This is a genomic window from Nocardia sp. NPDC057227, assembly GCF_042669725.1.
Lineage (GTDB): Bacteria > Actinomycetota > Actinomycetes > Mycobacteriales > Mycobacteriaceae > Nocardia > Nocardia asteroides_A.
This window is the reverse complement of the sequence record NZ_JBHUXA010000004.1, coordinates 178,265-192,590: the sequence shown is the minus strand read 5'-3', so window position 1 is coordinate 192,590 and position 14,326 is coordinate 178,265. Positions and strand designations below refer to the sequence as shown.

Here is a 14,326-nt window from a genome sequence, read left to right as displayed (position 1 = left end):
GCGAATTCGCAGCGAACGAGAGGGGACCTTCATCGTGATGTCACCGCGATCGGCACGAACGGCGCTCATGCGCCTCGCCCTGGCGGGCGCGCTCGGCGCCGCCGGGCTGATGGGCACCGCGGGCGGCGCCACCGCCGCCCCCGGCGCGCGCGTCGTCGGGGCCGAGCAGGTGAACGACCGGCAGCAGAACGTGCAGGTCTTCTCGCCCGCCATGAACCGGCCGATCACCGTGCAGGTCATCCGCGCCGCCGCGAGCACCCCGCGGCCGACGCTGTACCTGCTCAACGGCTCCGGCGGCGGCCCGAACGGCAGCGGCTGGGACGCGCAGACCGACGCCGTCGGCTTCCTCCGCGACCGCGACGTCAACGTGGTCACGCCCTACGGCGGCGCCAACTCCTACTACACCGACTGGATCCGCGCGGACGCCGCCCTCGGCTACAACAGGTGGCAGACCTTCCTCAACGAGGAGCTCCCTCCGGTCATCGAGGCGTACCTGAACGCCGACGGCAACCGCGCGCTCGCCGGGGTCTCCATGAGCGGCACCTCGGTGCTGAACCTCGCCATCGCCAAGCCCGGCTTCTGGAACAGCGTCGCCTCCTACAGCGGCTGCGCCCAGACCTCCGACCCGGTCGGCCACGAATTCGTCCGGATCACGGTGGAGAACTGGGGCGGCGGGCAGAGCGTCGAGAACATGTGGGGCCCCGCCTCCGACCCGCTCTGGCGCGCCAACGACCCGCTGCTCAACGCCGAGGGGCTGCGCGGCACCGCCGTCTACCTCAGCACCGGCAGCGGCCTCCCCGGCCCGCACGACAACGCCGCCGACCCGCGCGTCCAGGACGGCCGCATCCCGCTCCCGGTCCAGCTCGCCTTCGGCGGCCCCATCGAAGCCGCCATCCGCTACTGCACGATCAACCTCACCAACCGGCTGCAGGAACTGAACATCCCGGTCACCCTCGACGACCGCCCCACCGGCACCCACTCCTGGGGTTACTGGGAGGACGACCTCCGCACCAGCTGGCCCTTCCTGGCTCAATCCATCGGCACGAACTGACCCACCTCGGCGGGGAGCAGGTGCAGGGCGAGGAGGGCGGTGTCGTCGATGACGCCGCCGCCGAGCTCGGCGAGCAGGGCGCGGAGCGCGGCGACGAGTTCGGTGGCGGTGACCGGGGCCAGGTCGCGGACGAAGGCGAGCAGGGCCTGCTCGCCGTAGACGTCGGCGGGGCCGGTGCGCGCCTCGATCAGCCCGTCGGAGTAGAGCAGCAGCGTGTCGCCGGGGCGCAGCATGGTGCTGACGGTGGTGATGTCGGCCTCCGGCAGCACCCCGATGAGCTGACCGCCCGCGGTGGGCAGGAATTCGGCGCTGCCGTCGGCGCGCAGCAGCAGCGCGGCCGGGTGCCCGCCGCCGGCCAGGGCGATGTGCGCGGCGTCCCGGCCGAGCGTGAGCTGGCCGTAGAGCACGGTGCAGAAGCGCGGGTCGTCCGGGTGGTGCGAGTCGAGCATGACCCGGTTCAGCCTGCTGAGCACCGAATCCGGCTCCGGGTCGTGCACCGCCGCTCCGCGCAGCGTGTACCGCACCCGGGAGGTGAGCGCCGCCGCGCCCGCGCCCTTGCCGCAGACGTCGCCGAGGAAGAAACCCCAGCGCCCCGGCCCCTGCGGGAACAGGTCGTAGAAGTCGCCGCCGACCTCGTCGAGCGAGGCGATGTGGTAGTGCGCGGCCACGTCGAGGCCGGGCACCGCCTCCAGCGCGGGTGGCAGCAGGGTGCGCTGCAGGATGGTGTTGACCCGCTGCAGCCGCTCGCGCTCCCGCTCGGCCTCGCGCCGGGCGCGCAGCAGCTCGGCCTCGTAGGCGCGGCGGTCCCGCGCGTCGAAGACGGTGGTCCGGATGAGCTGCGGCTGCCCGTCCGCCCCCGACTTCACCACCGAGCTGACCAGCACCGGGAGCCGCTCGCCTGCGGCGGTGCGCAGCTCCAGCGCGATCCCCTTGACCTCGCCCTGCATCCGGAGCAGCGGCGCGAAGTGGGTCTCGTGGTAGAGCCGCCCGCCGACGGTCAGCAGGTCGTTGAAGTACCGCCGCCCGACCAGCTCCCCGCGCGGGTAGCCGAGCCAATCGAGCAGGGTGGTGTTGACCTTGGCGATCTGGCCGTCCAGCAGCGTCGAGAGGTAGCCGCACGGCGCGTTCTCATAGAGGTCGTCGGTGCTGTCCTCCAGCAGTGCGGAGAACTCCGCCGCGTCCGCGGCACCCCGCGTGTCGCGGGCGCCGAACTCCCCGGCGGCACCGATCACGACGGCCCGCCCCCCGGAGCGTCCAGCCGGGTGACGAAGGCGCGGATCGCCGCGGCGGTCTCCTCCGGCGCGGCGAGCTGCGGGCAGTGCCCGGTCGCGTTCAGCGTGACCAGCGTGCTGCCCGCGATCTCGGCGTGCACGAACTCGCCCACCTCGGGTGGGGCGATGGCGTCGTTCGAGCACTGCGCCACCAGCGTCGGCACCCGGACCGCGGCCAGATCGCCGCGGTTGTCGGAGAGGAAGGTGACCCGGGCGAAGACACCGGCGATCGCGGGGTCGGTGCGGCAGAACTGGTTCTCCAGCTCGGCGGCGAGCTCCGGCCGGTCCGGGTTGCCCATGATCATCGGGGCGGCCGCGCCGGACCAGCCCAGGTAGTTGGCGTCGAGCGACTCCAGCAGCTCGTCGATGTCGGCGGCGCTGAAACCGCCGCGGTAGCCGGTGGCCGGGTCGTCGAGGAAGCACGGGCTCGGCGCGAGCAGCACCAGCCCGGCGAACAGCTCCGGCGCCTCGGCGGCGGCGAGCACCCCCATGGTCGCGGCCACCGAGTGCCCGACGAAGATCACCGGGCCGAGGCCGATCCCGTGGCACACCTCGACGACGTCCTCGGCGTAGGAGCGCATCTCGCCGTAGCGCTCGGCGCTCCACGCGGAGAGGTCGGAGCCGCCCGCGCCGACGTGGTCGAACTGCACCACGGTGAAGTCGGGTTCGAGCAGCGGGGCCACCAGCCGCCACATGTTCTGGTCGCAGCCGAAGCCGTGCGCCAGCACCACCACCGGGGCGCCGGTGCGCCCGGAAACCGCTACCCGGTTCCTCGCAACCACGTTCATCCGTCCATCCTGACAGACCGGGCAGCGGCAACCACCGACACCGGAGCAACTCCGGGGAAATCATTCGCCAACAAGCGTTTTCGATCATGCGTGTGTTCGTTCAGGGCGTCGCGCGGCTTCGCAAACCGTCCAGGATGAGCTCGAGGCCGTAGTCGAATTCGGCGCCGTGGTCGTACCCCGCGCGCAGCACGTGGTGCTCGGCGAGCTCGGCGAAATACGGATAGTCCCCTGTCGGCAGGGTGTCCATGATCCGATTCGCCACGTCGGCGGTCTCCTCCGGGCCGTCGAACGGCAGCGCCGCCTCCTGCAGCGCGAAGCCGTAGACGTAGCTGTCCAGGACCGAATACGCGTGCGCGGTCAGCTCCAGCGAGAAACCGGCGCGGCGCAGGCAGCCGATGACCGCGTCGTGGTGCCGCAGCGTCGCCCGCCCCGGCGCCGCCCTCGACTCCATCAGCCCGACCGCCCAGCGGTGCCTGGCCAGCGCCGATCGCGCCGATCGGGCCCGCGCGCGCATGGCGTCCCGCCACTCCGCGTCGGCGCCGGGCAGTTCGATCTCGGCGAAGACCAGGTCGACCATCCCGTCCAGCAGGTCGCCCTTGCCGCGCACATGGTTGTAGAGCGACATGGCCTCCACCCCGACCAGGGTGCCGAGCCGGCGCATGGTCAGCGAATCGATGCCGTGCTCGTCGGCGAAGGCGACGGCGGCGCGCAGGACGTGCTCGCGGGTGAGCGGCGTGCGGGGGGGCATCGACACCTCGGGATTGACGGTACTTACAGCGTAAGCCTACGATACTTACGATGTAAGTCCGAGGCTGGAGGAACCATGAAGGTCGTGCTCGTCGTCGTGCTCGCGCTGGTGGCGGTGGTGCTGCTGTTGCTCGCGGTGCTGTGGGCCGGGCTGCGCTGGCAGATTCCGCCGGTGGTGCGGGCGGTGCGGCAGCTCAACAAGCGGGTCACCAACCGCAGGGTCATCGGCACCGCGGGCAGCGAGACCTCGCACACCGCGGTGATCGTGCACGTCGGCCGCAAGTCCGGGCGCGAGTACACGACCCCGGTGGATGTGGTGCCCGCCGGTGCCGCCTTCGTGATCGCGCTGCCCTACGGCACCACCGCCGACTGGATGCGCAACGTGTTCGCGGCGGGCTCGGCGACCGTCGGCGTCCGCGGCGAGCGGATCGCGGTGGACCGGCCGGAGCTGGTCGAGACCGCCGAGGTGCGCGCGCTGCTACCGCGCGGCGCGCGGGTGATGCTCGGGGTGTTCGGGGTGCGGCAGTGCCTGCGGGTGCACCGGGTGGCGCCGGTTCACGGCTGAGTCGATTGCAGCACGTGCGGGCGCAGCCGATCGAAATCGCGCACCCGCACGCTGCGCAGGTTCTGCGTGCTGAACTCGGGCTCGCCGACCAGCTCCGCGGCCGCGGCGTCGTCGATCAGGGTGGTGCCGGGGCGGGCGACGCCGGTGAGCCGGGCGGCGGCGTTCACCGTGGAGCCGTAGAGATCGCCGAAGCGCTGCAGCACCGGCCCGTAGGCGATGGCGACCCGCAGGTCCGGGGTGCCGCCGACCATCATGGTCGAGTCCTGCAGCGCCACCGCGATCCGCGCCGCCTCCAGCACCGTCTCCGCCGCGAACATCACCTCGTCGCCGACGTTCTTGATCACCCAGCCGCCGTTGTCGGTGACCGCCGCCGCGGTGGTGGACTCGAAAGCCTCCAGCAGCGTCGACAATTCGTCCGGGTGCAGGTGCCGGGTGAGCCGGGTGTAGCCGACCATGTCGGCGAAACCGACTGCCAGCGTCCGGATGTGGTCCGCGCCGGTACTGCCGTCCAGTGAGCGGGTGACCGCGGCGGCGAGGTGCCTGCGCCAGGTGTAGCGCTGTAGCTCCTCGAAGGCGTCGAGGGTGAATTCGGTTGCCTCGCGCAGGGATTCGGCCGACTCGCCATCGGCGCGCGCGGCCCTGGCCATGATCTCGGTGGCGACCAGGTCGGCCTGCCACTCGGTGAGCCGGGCCATGCTCTGCCCGAGCGTGCGCGCCGAGGCCGCCACCACCCGCGGATCGGCCGACTGGAACACCGTGAGATCGCGGAACAGCCGGACCGCCGCCACGTCCAGCCCGGTGTACTCGACATCGTCGGCCGAGCCCGCCGGGAAGCCGAGCGCGCTCCAGAGCTTGCGCGACGTCTCCGGCGTCACCCCCGCCTGCTCGGCCACCTCCGCCCTGGTGAAGCGGCGCTCGGCACCGAGCAGATACGACTCCATGATCGAGCGCACCAGCTCGGAGACCTCGGTCGATACCACCCCGACCACCTTACGGTGAGGTCGGATGGTTTGGGAGCGTGCCGGTTCCACCCCGGGCGCGGCCCATGGCAGGATCACGCCTGGATGAACCACCACCAATGTTCGGCCGGGATGCCCCGCGGTACCTCTGGCCCGGGGGGGACGAGCAATGGCCCGTAGGTTCGGAAACTCTCCTCCGCGTCATCGAGCAGTTCTCGCAGGTGGGGTGCGAGTGACTCGAACGCATCGAATTCGTCGAGCAGGAACTGGACCGTCGACCGGTACTCGCAGGCGGTGACCCAGCTGTACCACTCGTCCGACGCGCAGTGCAGTATTTTCTCCGCCGCTGTGTCGACGAAGTTGTCCCATGCCGTTCCACCTCCGGCTACCAGGGTCGACACGGTCGCGCGGAAATCCGCCCAATCCTCGGCAGAGAGGTCGCGGTGTTCGAGCGTCACGCGGTAAACGCTGTGCATAGCTTCTTCGAAGAGCCGATCGCGGTTCAGAATCCAGTACTCTCCCGACGAGCTGTTCACGGCGGCGGACCTTTCGAGGTCTGTGACCGCGCGATTCATCTGCTGCTCGTTCGAAATGTCTTTCACTTGCGATGCTCTCCTTCGGGGGTGGGGGATGATCTCAGCGTATGTGGGCCGAGTAGGTCAGGAAACGTCGTTCCTCGGCGGCCGCTCGGTGCTGACGGATGGGCGGGGACACCGTGAGGTTGAACGTGATCGACTCGTCTCTGCCGAAGTCGCCGCGACCCGGCAGGGCCGCTTGGTCGTGAAGACGAGTGATGGGAGGCCGGAGGAACGCTGCGATCTGGCCCAAGTGATGTCCGAGATCGCTGGTCAGCTGCATCGATGGCGCCGCGATGCTGTCTCCGTCCGCCTCATTGCCAGGGCTGAATTCGTGGAGCAGCGGAAGGATGGGTAGGTGCCACGGCGCCCAGTTGTAGTCCTGGCCGGGGGCGCGATTCGCGGGCGGGACCTCCGAATCGACGGCGCCCGGTGCTACCGGCGGCCGACCCGCCGCGGGTGCCTCGTCGAATGTCCACTCCGGCGGCATGGCCGTGTCCGGGCCAAGCCTGACACTCTTGGGGGCACCGTACGTGAGGATCGAAGCCTGCCCCGACGTATCGACGCCGACGATGACCTCGGTGATCGTCGACCTTCCGTCTCCGTCGTCGACGACGCGGTGGTAAGTGAACTTGCGATATCCGGTGCTCTCGTCCAGGTGCACCTTCACCAGCGTTCCATCCCGGACCGTCCGCGCCGCACTGTCATGATAGGCGCTTACCTCGGCCTGCCCGAGTGCGGCGAGTTCCGGATCCTCTTTCCAATGCTTGTACGGGTGGTAGGCCGCGGACATTTCGTCGCCGAAGCCCAGCCGTTCCGCGTTTCGCAGGGCCTGCGTGATCTCCGCGTCCGAGGCATTCGGGCCGAGGTCGACCGAGCCGCGGCCACTGTTGCGGACGAGATCCAGGTCTCTGGCGAGCATCTTGTCGACGATGTTTTCGTTGACGAACATCTGTTCCGCGGAGACACCCGGCGGCAGTTCGGCGGTTTTACGGTAAATGTCGTATTGAACCTTGTAGTATTCGAAAGAGTTCGTGAAGCGCGCGGGATTGTTGCGTCCGCCCTGCGCGAGTGCCCACTCGATACCTGTTTCCGGCAAGCCGGCTCGCCGCCCGGCCTTGCCGAACTGGGTACCCCCGCCGATCACCTCGGTCGCCCGTCCGCGGCCGGGATCGCCAGGGGGACGAGCTCCGAAGACCGCGTCTGCCACGGTCTCGTCGGTGGCGCCGACCTTCATCTCGCCGAGGACCCGCTCGCCCTCGGCCCGAAACTGCACCTTGGCAGGGCTGAGCTGCGGTGGTCCGGAGAGATCCGGCGGAGCAACGTCGGTGGTCGCCGGGCGGCTCGCTCCGGGGCTGTTCTCGCTCGGGGTGTGGGGACGGGCGGGGCCAGGGCCGTTCTCGCCCGGGGTGCGGGCGGGGCCGGGGCCGGGCGTTGCGCCAGTGCGCCCCGCCATTCCGAGCTGTGTGGCTACACCCTGTTCGGTTTCGCCCATGATCTTGCGGCCGAGCCAGCCGAATCCTTTGCCCAGTGGGCGTAGTACTGCCCCTGGGGTAAAAGTCAGGAGAGTCATTCCGGCTCCGAAAGCGGCCTGGCCGTAATTGCCCGTCTCGATGCCTTCGCTGAGATCGCCGAGACCGGTCAGCCCACCTATCCAGGCGCGGAATTCCGGTTCGGTCACCGAGTTGATCGGAGGGGGCGGACCGTCCGGCACCGCCACGAGCGGGTTGTCGGGGTCGACCGGATTGAGGAACTGGTTGTTTCGGAGCGGCTCGACCTCGTCGGGGTACATGACGGGGATGTCGGCCTGCTGCAGGCGGCGCTGTGCCGCCGCTGCCCGATCGGCCAGTATGGTGTCGGCGTCGTCGCGGGAAACTCCGTCGAGCAGCAGTTTGCGCAATTCCTCGCGATAGCGCGGATGATTCAGCGTGTAGTTGCCGAGCTGTGCAGTGAGCTGATCCGACTCTTGCTCCTGCCTGGTGTAGGCCCCGAGGCGCCACAACCGGTTTTCGGCGTCGGCGCGGCGTTGCTCACCGAGCGTGTCCAGCGGTCCGGTGGTGGTCGCCCACTGTAGATCGCGTACCAGCTCGGTGGAGCTGTAGCCGGGGCCCGGCATGAGCAGGGCGCCGCTGGGGTGTCTCGGCGCCGCGGATTGATCCCAGTGCGCGTTGAGCCGGGCGGCGGCCGCTGCCCGGTCGGCGGGGGTGTGCGGGCCCATCAGGCTGCCCGTGGTGAGCGCCAGGTCGCGGTCGCGCTGCTGCGGTGTGTAGAACGGGTTCGTGGAGTAGAAACCGGCAGTTTCTCGCGGTGAGATCCCCAGCGACGGTGCGGATGTGACGGGTGCGTGGCCTGGCACGGTCATCGTGGACTCGACGCCGACGAGGCCGTTGCCCAGCGGCACCGGGTCGTTCTGAATGGTGGTCCCGCTGGGGAGGGTCATCATCTCGTCGCTGCCCGGCGGGCCGTTCTCGGACATCGCGAGGACATCGAGTATTCCCATTCCGGACGTCGCCGGGGCGGGTGGTGGTGTGGTGCTCGGCAGCATTCCCAGCATTTCGTATTTCCGCCGCTGCTCATCGGTGAGAGCCGGTGTCGATGCCGGTGTACCGCCGCCCGCGGCATCGGCCTTTCCGGTTCGCTGTTTGGCTTTGTCCTTCTCGGCAGGCATGGGAGGTCACCTCGGCATTCCTGGGGCCGCGTCACCGCACGAGCGCGGGCGGCCGGAAATGGCCGATGCCGCCCTGGATCCGAGGATCGAGGACGGCATCGGGTCGTCTCATCGCCGCACCGGTCGGCCGGAGCGCACAGCGGAAGGCTGCGAGGAAAGCGGAGGCGCCACGTCGGAGAGCCGAGGGCGAATGAGGCGAAGCGCGCACAGGTGTGGCGCTGAATTCAGCATCACAGAAGCCGCCGCCCGCGTCAATCCCCTTGTCGGCGGTCGGCTGTGCCTATCATGACAGCTGCCATGACCCTCGATTTCGCGCTGGACAGCCTGGACGGCCTTTCCGTCGGCGACGCTCTCGGCGCGCAGTTCTTCGTACCGGGAACCTCCTTCGCCGAGCTGTGCGCCGGACGCCCACCGGCCCCGCCGTGGGAGTGGACCGACGACAGCGAGATGGCGTGCTCGGTCGTCACCGAGCTGCGCGAGCGCGGGGAGATCGACCGGGACGCGCTGGCCGCGGTCTTCGCGGAGCGGTGCGAGCCGTACCGCGGGTACGGGGCGGGGTCGGTGGTGGTGCTGCACCGGATCAGGGACGGCGTGCCGTGGGCGGTGGCGGCGGGGGAGGCGTTCGACGGGCGCGGGTCGTGGGGGAACGGCGCCGCCATGCGGGTGGCACCGCTCGGCGCCTTCTTCGCGGGTGACCCGGATCGGGCGGCGGCGCAGGCGGCGCTCTCGGCCGAGGTGACGCACCGCCATCCCGAGGCGATCGCCGGTGCCATGGCGGTCGCGGTCGCCGCGAGCCACGCCGCCGCGACACGCGAAAAGGATTGTCCGGCCGATGATCTGTTGCGGGCTGTCGAGCCCTACCTGATCGATGGCGCGACCGCGGACGGCGTCCGGCGCGCCCGCGCCCTGCTCGGCCGGTCGGTGGCCGAGGCCGCCTACGAACTCGGCAACGGTGCCGGGGTGAGTGCACAGGACACCGTCCCGTTCACGCTCTGGACCGCCGCCACCTTCCTGCACGACTACTCGGCCGCCATCACCGCCTGCGTCGAGGCGGGCGGCGACGCCGACACCACCGCCGCCATCGTCGGCGGCATCGTGGCCGCGCACACGGGCCCGCGCGGCATCCCCGAGCAGTGGCTCGCCGCGCGGGAGCCGCTGCCGGAGTGGGCCGAGCAGTGGCCGCCGACCCTGCGCATCCGCCCGTGGACGCCCGCCGACGGGCAGGCCGTCGCCCGCTGGCGCTACCCCGGCCGGTCGGCCGTCTACGACATCACCGAGCCACCCACCGGCTACACCGCCGTCGCGGCCCCGGACGGCACCCTGCTCGGTTTCTACTGCACCGGCATCGAGGCCCGCGTCCCCGGCCTCGCCGCGGTGCCGGGCGTCACCGACCTCGGCGTCGGCCTGCACCCGCGCTGGGTGGGGCGGGGCCACGGCCGCGCCTTCGCCGAGGCGGTGCTGAACTCCGTCCGCCGCGAACATCCGGACACCGCCATCCGCGCGGTGGTGCAGGAGTGGAACGCGCGCAGCAGGCGATTCCTGGAGAACGCCGGCTGCGCCGCGATCTCCCGGCACGAGGCGCGCGGAATCCGCTACGTGGTGCTGAGCGACCGCGACTAGACCACCGTCACACCGTGACCCGGCTCACATCTACGCATCGGGCGCGAAAATGCAGACCCCGCCCCCGCGGTCTGAAACACGAGTGAACGATTTACCGCTTCCGCCAGTCCGTCCCACCCGACCTGGGCGAACGAAAGCGGTCGGCAATTACCCGGCGAGCGCGACTTCCCAACGTGTGGAAGGGTCATCGCCCGGTGCACCGCGCTGTTCGGCGCACCGCATCGCTCCCGGGTCGGGCCGGGGTGGCATGCGCATACAGCCGGAATTCGGCACGCTGCCTGTGGTGATCGCATTCCGCGAATTCCCGGCAAGCCGGTCCGGCGCTGCCGTCCGCCTCGGTCACCGCACCGCGCACCACGAAGAACGGACACGAAGAACCATGACACGAGTTCCCTCGCACTCCACCCGCGGCCACCGGGCCGGGCTGCTCACCGCGGGGCTCGCCGCGGCGATGGCCCTGACCTTCGGCGCGGGCACCGCCTTCGCGGGGGTGGACAGCACCGACCGGGTGATCGACGGCAAGCAGCGCACGATCAGCGCCATCCAGGCCGACACCACCATCCGCGCGGTGCCGCCGCTGGACCGCAACCCGCTCACCCGGCAGTGGTTCCACGACGTCACCGCGCAGTTCACCGTCGAGGGCGACAAGGCCGACGAGTTCGCGGGCACCATCAAGATCGGCTACCTGGTCGGCTTCCCGGCCACCGTCGACGGCCGGATCAAGTTCGGCTACACCTCGCCGCGGGTCGGCATCGAGACCGACAACGGCATCCCGGGCCCCAAGCTCGACGTCGACCTGATCCCGACCGTCACCGGCGAGATCGAGACCGGCTTCGGGCCGGGCGTGCGGCAGATCGAGGCGGTCAGCGGCCGGATCACCGGCAGCGAGGGCAGTGTCCGGCTCACCAACTCCATCGGCACCGTCACCGGCGTGATCGGCACCGCGACCGTGCAGCCGTACGTGACCGTGGTCAGCGACACCGGCGACTCGGTCACCACCCTCGGCAAGCCCTACGAGGTGAACTGACCCGTCACTCCTCGGTGAGCACGACGATGCCGGACGGAGCTTCCAGCAGCGCTACCGTGCGCGCGGCGGCCGCGTCCACGTGGATGCGCGGGTGCGCGGGCGGCTCGGCCTCGTAGTACGTGCCCGGCCCGTAGAGCTGCCCGTACCGCAGCACCACCCCGCCGATCCCGAGCACCGCGCGCTCGTGCCCGGCGATCACCGCCGCGCGCCCCACCGGGGTCCAGGCGATGCTCTGCGCCAGGAATCGGGCGGAACCGGCGGCAGCAACCGGACTCCGAGCACGCCGGTGGCGCCGGCGAGGAAGATGCGCATCGGCCCAGCCTAGAACTCCACGGCGTCCCGGATGAGCGGGCAGGTCATGCAGTGCCCGCCACCGCGCCCGCGCCCCAGCTCGGCGCCGACGATGGTGATCACCTCGATGCCCTGCCGCCGCAGCGCGGTGTTGGTGTGCGTATTGCGGTCGTAGGCGAAGACCACCCCTGGCTCGACCGCGACCAGGTTGTTGCCGCTGTCCCACTGCTGGCGCTCGTTGGCGTAGTAGCCGCCGCCGGTCTCCACCACCCGCAGCGCGGGCAGGTTCAGCGCGGCGGCGACCACCTCGAGGAAGGTGCCGGACTCCTCGACCACCTCGATGCCGGGCGCCCGGTCCGACGGGTACAGCGAGATGGTGCGGAGCGCGTACACGATGTCGGGGAAGACGGTCACCAGGTCGCGGTCGGCGAAGGTGAGGACGGTGTCCAGGTGCATGGCGGCGCGCAGCTTCGGCATGCCCGCGACGATCACCCGCTGCGCGGCGCCCGCGTCGAAGAGCGCCTTCGCGACCTGGGTGACGGCCTGCCGTGAGGTGCGCTCGCTCATGCCGATCAGCACCACCCCGTTGCCCACCGGCATGACGTCGCCGCCCTCGAAGGTGGCGAGCCCCCAGTCCCGCTCGGGGTCGCCCCACCAGATCCTGGCGCTCGTGAAGCGCGGGTGGAAGGTGTAGAGCAGCTTCATCAGCAGCGTCTCGTCGTGCCTGGCCGGCCAGTAGAGCGGGTTGAGCGTGACGCCGCCGTAGATCCAGCAGGTGGTGTCGCGGGTGTAGAGCGTGTTCGGCAGCGGCGGCACCAGGTACTCGCGCACGCCCGTCTGCTCGCGGGCCAGCGCCAGGTAGCCGGAGCGGAACTCGGCGGGCAGGTCGGCGGTGGCGAGCCCGCCGATCAGCTGGACGGCGAGCGCGCGGTCGTCGAGCGTCTCCAGGTAGCGGCGGGTGTCGTCGACCAGGCCGAGCCCGACCTCGTTCGGCACGACGGCGCGGTCCAGGATCCAGGCCCGCGCGCCGTCCTGGGCGAGCGTCTCGGTGAGCAGGTTGTGCAGCTCCAGCACCTCGACGCCGCGCTGCCGCAGCTTCGCGGCGAAGTCGAAGTGGTCGCGCTGGGCGTTCTGTACCCAGAGCACGTCGTCGAAGAGCAGGTCGTCGCAGTTCGACGGGGTCAGCCGCTCGTGCGCCAGGCCGGGGGCGCAGACCAGCACCGAGCGCAGGGTGCCGACCTCCGAGTGCACACCGAATTCCGTCACGGCGTCTCCTTGTCAGATGGTGATGGTTCCGTTCGCCAGGGCAACGATCCCGGCGACCGCTCCGGCCACCGAGACGGCGAGCAGCACCCACTCGGTGCCTGCGAAGGGCCGCCTGCCCTGCTCGCGGCGGGTCAGCACGAACAGGATCGAGCCGGGCGCGTAGACCAGGCAGGCGAGCAGCAGGTTGTCCGCGCCTGCCGCGAACACGAGGAACGCGGTGTACAGGGTGGCCAGGACGGCGACGGCGAGGCCGCGGCCCGGCCGCCCGTCGCCGAGCGCGAGCTTCAGCGCGAACCCGGCGGCGAGCAGGTACGGCACCAGGGAGAGCACGCTGGTGAGTTGCAGGGTGAAGGCGAAGGCGTCCTCGGAGAAGAGCGTGACCACCAGCACCGCCTGGATCATCAGCGTGGTCAGCAGCAGCGCCGCCGACGGCACGCCCTGCCCGTTGCTGCGCGCCAGCCACTTCGGCATGTCGTGGTCCTGCGCGGCGACGAAGAGCACCTCGGCGGCGAGCAGCGTCCAGGCCAGGTAGGCGCCGAGCACCGAGATGATCAGCCCGATGCTGATGAACCAGGCACCCCACGGCCCGACCACCGACTCCAGGACCGGGGCCATGGACGGCTGCCGGGTGACGGCCAGGTCGGCGCGCGGCAGGATACCGTAGGCGACCATGGTCACCGAGGCGAAAATGGCGAGCACGCTGAGGAATCCGAGCACGGTGGCGCGGCCGACGTCCTCCCGGCGGCGCGCGTAGCGCGAGTAGACGCTGGCGCCCTCGATGCCGAGGAAGACGAAGACGGTGACCAGCATGGTCGAGCGCACCTGCTCGAACAGCGACTCGCTGTATGCCTCGCCGCCCCAGAAGTTGTCGGCGAAGACGCCCGCGTCGAAGTAGAAGAGCGCGATCACCACGAAGCAGAGGATCGGCACCAGCTTGGCGATCGTGACGATCCGGTTGATCGCGGCGGCCTCCCTGACCCCGCGTAGCACCATGGTGTGGAACAGCCAGATGAAGACCGACGACAGCAGCACCGCGGGCACCGTGTTGCCCTCGCCGAAGATCGGCAGCACCTGCCCGAGCGTCGACTTGATCAGCACCCAGTAGGTGACATTGCCGACGCAGGTACTGGCCCAGAAGCCGAAGGCGGCGAAGAAGCCGGGGTACTCGCCGAAGCCCGCCTTGGCGTAGGCGTAGATGCCCGCGTCCAGGTCGGGGCGGCGGATGGCGAGCCGCTGGAAGACGAAGGCCAGCATGAGCATTCCACTGCCCGCGACGGTCCACGCGACGAGCGCGCCGAAGCCGCCGGTGGCCTGGCCGAAGTTTCGGGGCAGCGAGAACACCCCGGCACCGACCATGGAGCCGACCACCATGGCGGCCAGGGTCGGCAGCGACATGGTGCGGGTCGCGGTCTTGTCGGTGTCCATGGAGCTCCGTGCGGTCCGGGGGACGTGCTGGAGGTCGTTCCGAACTATACGGGAGCTTTGCTGGAAATTCGCT

Annotated in this window: 13 protein-coding genes; 4 read left to right on the top strand and 9 right to left on the bottom strand. The window is 70.5% G+C overall.

From position 1 onward, the window contains the following. The first annotated feature begins 67 nt into the window (after nucleotides 1-67). Complete coding sequence (locus tag ACFUJ1_RS08785; protein WP_378644072.1) at nucleotides 68-1,051, top strand: alpha/beta hydrolase; 984 nt, start codon at nucleotides 68-70, stop codon at nucleotides 1,049-1,051. Here ACFUJ1_RS08785 and ACFUJ1_RS08780 read toward each other — a convergent pair. The 3 genes from ACFUJ1_RS08780 to ACFUJ1_RS08770 all read right to left on the bottom strand — a co-directional run bounded on the left by ACFUJ1_RS08780 (nucleotide 1,030) and on the right by ACFUJ1_RS08770 (nucleotide 3,858). After that, nucleotides 1,030-2,211, bottom strand: a complete 1,182-nt coding sequence (locus ACFUJ1_RS08780; RefSeq protein ID WP_378644319.1) for a SpoIIE family protein phosphatase — start codon at nucleotides 2,209-2,211, stop codon at nucleotides 1,030-1,032. The two genes, ACFUJ1_RS08785 and ACFUJ1_RS08780, sit on opposite strands and share 22 nt — an antisense overlap. Before the next feature lie 68 nt (nucleotides 2,212-2,279). Next, entirely contained in the window at nucleotides 2,280-3,110 is an 831-nt protein-coding gene (locus tag ACFUJ1_RS08775) for an alpha/beta fold hydrolase (protein WP_378644070.1), read from the bottom strand. Between the two features lie 100 nt (nucleotides 3,111-3,210). Then, nucleotides 3,211-3,858 carry a TetR/AcrR family transcriptional regulator gene (locus ACFUJ1_RS08770; protein ID WP_378644069.1) on the bottom strand — a complete coding sequence of 216 codons (648 nt, stop codon included), beginning with the start codon at nucleotides 3,856-3,858 and terminating at the stop codon, nucleotides 3,211-3,213. A gap of 75 nt (nucleotides 3,859-3,933) precedes the next feature. Between ACFUJ1_RS08770 and ACFUJ1_RS08765 the strand changes: the two genes are divergently transcribed. Then, nucleotides 3,934-4,422 carry a nitroreductase family deazaflavin-dependent oxidoreductase gene (locus ACFUJ1_RS08765; protein ID WP_378644067.1) on the top strand — a complete coding sequence of 163 codons (489 nt, stop codon included), beginning with the start codon at nucleotides 3,934-3,936 and terminating at the stop codon, nucleotides 4,420-4,422. On the opposite strand, the gene ACFUJ1_RS08760 is transcribed toward ACFUJ1_RS08765, so the two are convergent. The 3 genes from ACFUJ1_RS08760 to ACFUJ1_RS08750 form a co-directional block, all read right to left on the bottom strand. After that, nucleotides 4,413-5,363, bottom strand: coding sequence for an adenylate/guanylate cyclase domain-containing protein (locus ACFUJ1_RS08760; protein ID WP_378644317.1), 951 nt, complete (start codon nucleotides 5,361-5,363; stop codon nucleotides 4,413-4,415). The two genes, ACFUJ1_RS08765 and ACFUJ1_RS08760, sit on opposite strands and share 10 nt — an antisense overlap. 113 nt (nucleotides 5,364-5,476) lie before the next feature. Further along, nucleotides 5,477-5,983 carry a hypothetical protein gene (locus tag ACFUJ1_RS08755; RefSeq protein ID WP_378644066.1) on the bottom strand — a complete coding sequence of 169 codons (507 nt, stop codon included), beginning with the start codon at nucleotides 5,981-5,983 and terminating at the stop codon, nucleotides 5,477-5,479. Between the two features lie 34 nt (nucleotides 5,984-6,017). Then, nucleotides 6,018-8,624: a hypothetical protein gene (locus tag ACFUJ1_RS08750; RefSeq protein ID WP_378644064.1), complete on the bottom strand. Its 2,607-nt coding sequence runs from the start codon at nucleotides 8,622-8,624 to the stop codon at nucleotides 6,018-6,020. 297 nt (nucleotides 8,625-8,921) lie between these two features. On the opposite strand from ACFUJ1_RS08750, the gene ACFUJ1_RS08745 reads away from it, so the two are divergent. Both ACFUJ1_RS08745 and ACFUJ1_RS08740 read left to right on the top strand, forming a co-directional pair. Further along, nucleotides 8,922-10,244 carry a GNAT family N-acetyltransferase gene (locus ACFUJ1_RS08745; RefSeq protein ID WP_378644063.1) on the top strand — a complete coding sequence of 441 codons (1,323 nt, stop codon included), beginning with the start codon at nucleotides 8,922-8,924 and terminating at the stop codon, nucleotides 10,242-10,244. A gap of 379 nt (nucleotides 10,245-10,623) precedes the next feature. Continuing rightward, nucleotides 10,624-11,271: an MspA family porin gene (locus tag ACFUJ1_RS08740; RefSeq protein ID WP_378644061.1), complete on the top strand. Its 648-nt coding sequence runs from the start codon at nucleotides 10,624-10,626 to the stop codon at nucleotides 11,269-11,271. A gap of 4 nt (nucleotides 11,272-11,275) precedes the next feature. Here ACFUJ1_RS08740 and ACFUJ1_RS08735 read toward each other — a convergent pair whose 3' ends face one another. From ACFUJ1_RS08735 to ACFUJ1_RS08725, 3 genes are all read right to left on the bottom strand, one after another. After that, nucleotides 11,276-11,485, bottom strand: a complete 210-nt coding sequence (locus ACFUJ1_RS08735) for a hypothetical protein (RefSeq protein WP_378644060.1) — start codon at nucleotides 11,483-11,485, stop codon at nucleotides 11,276-11,278. Nucleotides 11,486-11,592: 107 nt separating this feature from the next. Then, nucleotides 11,593-12,828 carry an arginine deiminase gene (locus ACFUJ1_RS08730; RefSeq protein WP_378644058.1) on the bottom strand — a complete coding sequence of 412 codons (1,236 nt, stop codon included), beginning with the start codon at nucleotides 12,826-12,828 and terminating at the stop codon, nucleotides 11,593-11,595. 12 nt (nucleotides 12,829-12,840) lie between these two features. Beyond that, nucleotides 12,841-14,253, bottom strand: coding sequence for a basic amino acid/polyamine antiporter (locus tag ACFUJ1_RS08725; RefSeq protein ID WP_378644057.1), 1,413 nt, complete (start codon nucleotides 14,251-14,253; stop codon nucleotides 12,841-12,843). Between the last annotated feature and the right edge of the window lie 73 nt (nucleotides 14,254-14,326).

Coding starts and splice junctions, on each gene's coding strand:
- ACFUJ1_RS08785 (WP_378644072.1), top strand. CDS start 68: ATGCGCCTCGCCCTGGCGGGCGCGCTCGGCGCCGCCGGGCTGATGGGC.
- ACFUJ1_RS08775 (WP_378644070.1), bottom strand. CDS start 3,110: ATGAACGTGGTTGCGAGGAACCGGGTAGCGGTTTCCGGGCGCACCGGC.
- ACFUJ1_RS08770 (WP_378644069.1), bottom strand. CDS start 3,858: ATGCCCCCCCGCACGCCGCTCACCCGCGAGCACGTCCTGCGCGCCGCC.
- ACFUJ1_RS08765 (WP_378644067.1), top strand. CDS start 3,934: ATGAAGGTCGTGCTCGTCGTCGTGCTCGCGCTGGTGGCGGTGGTGCTG.
- ACFUJ1_RS08760 (WP_378644317.1), bottom strand. CDS start 5,363: ATGGAGTCGTATCTGCTCGGTGCCGAGCGCCGCTTCACCAGGGCGGAG.
- ACFUJ1_RS08750 (WP_378644064.1), bottom strand. CDS start 8,624: ATGCCTGCCGAGAAGGACAAAGCCAAACAGCGAACCGGAAAGGCCGAT.
- ACFUJ1_RS08745 (WP_378644063.1), top strand. CDS start 8,922: ATGACCCTCGATTTCGCGCTGGACAGCCTGGACGGCCTTTCCGTCGGC.
- ACFUJ1_RS08740 (WP_378644061.1), top strand. CDS start 10,624: ATGACACGAGTTCCCTCGCACTCCACCCGCGGCCACCGGGCCGGGCTG.
- ACFUJ1_RS08725 (WP_378644057.1), bottom strand. CDS start 14,253: ATGGACACCGACAAGACCGCGACCCGCACCATGTCGCTGCCGACCCTG.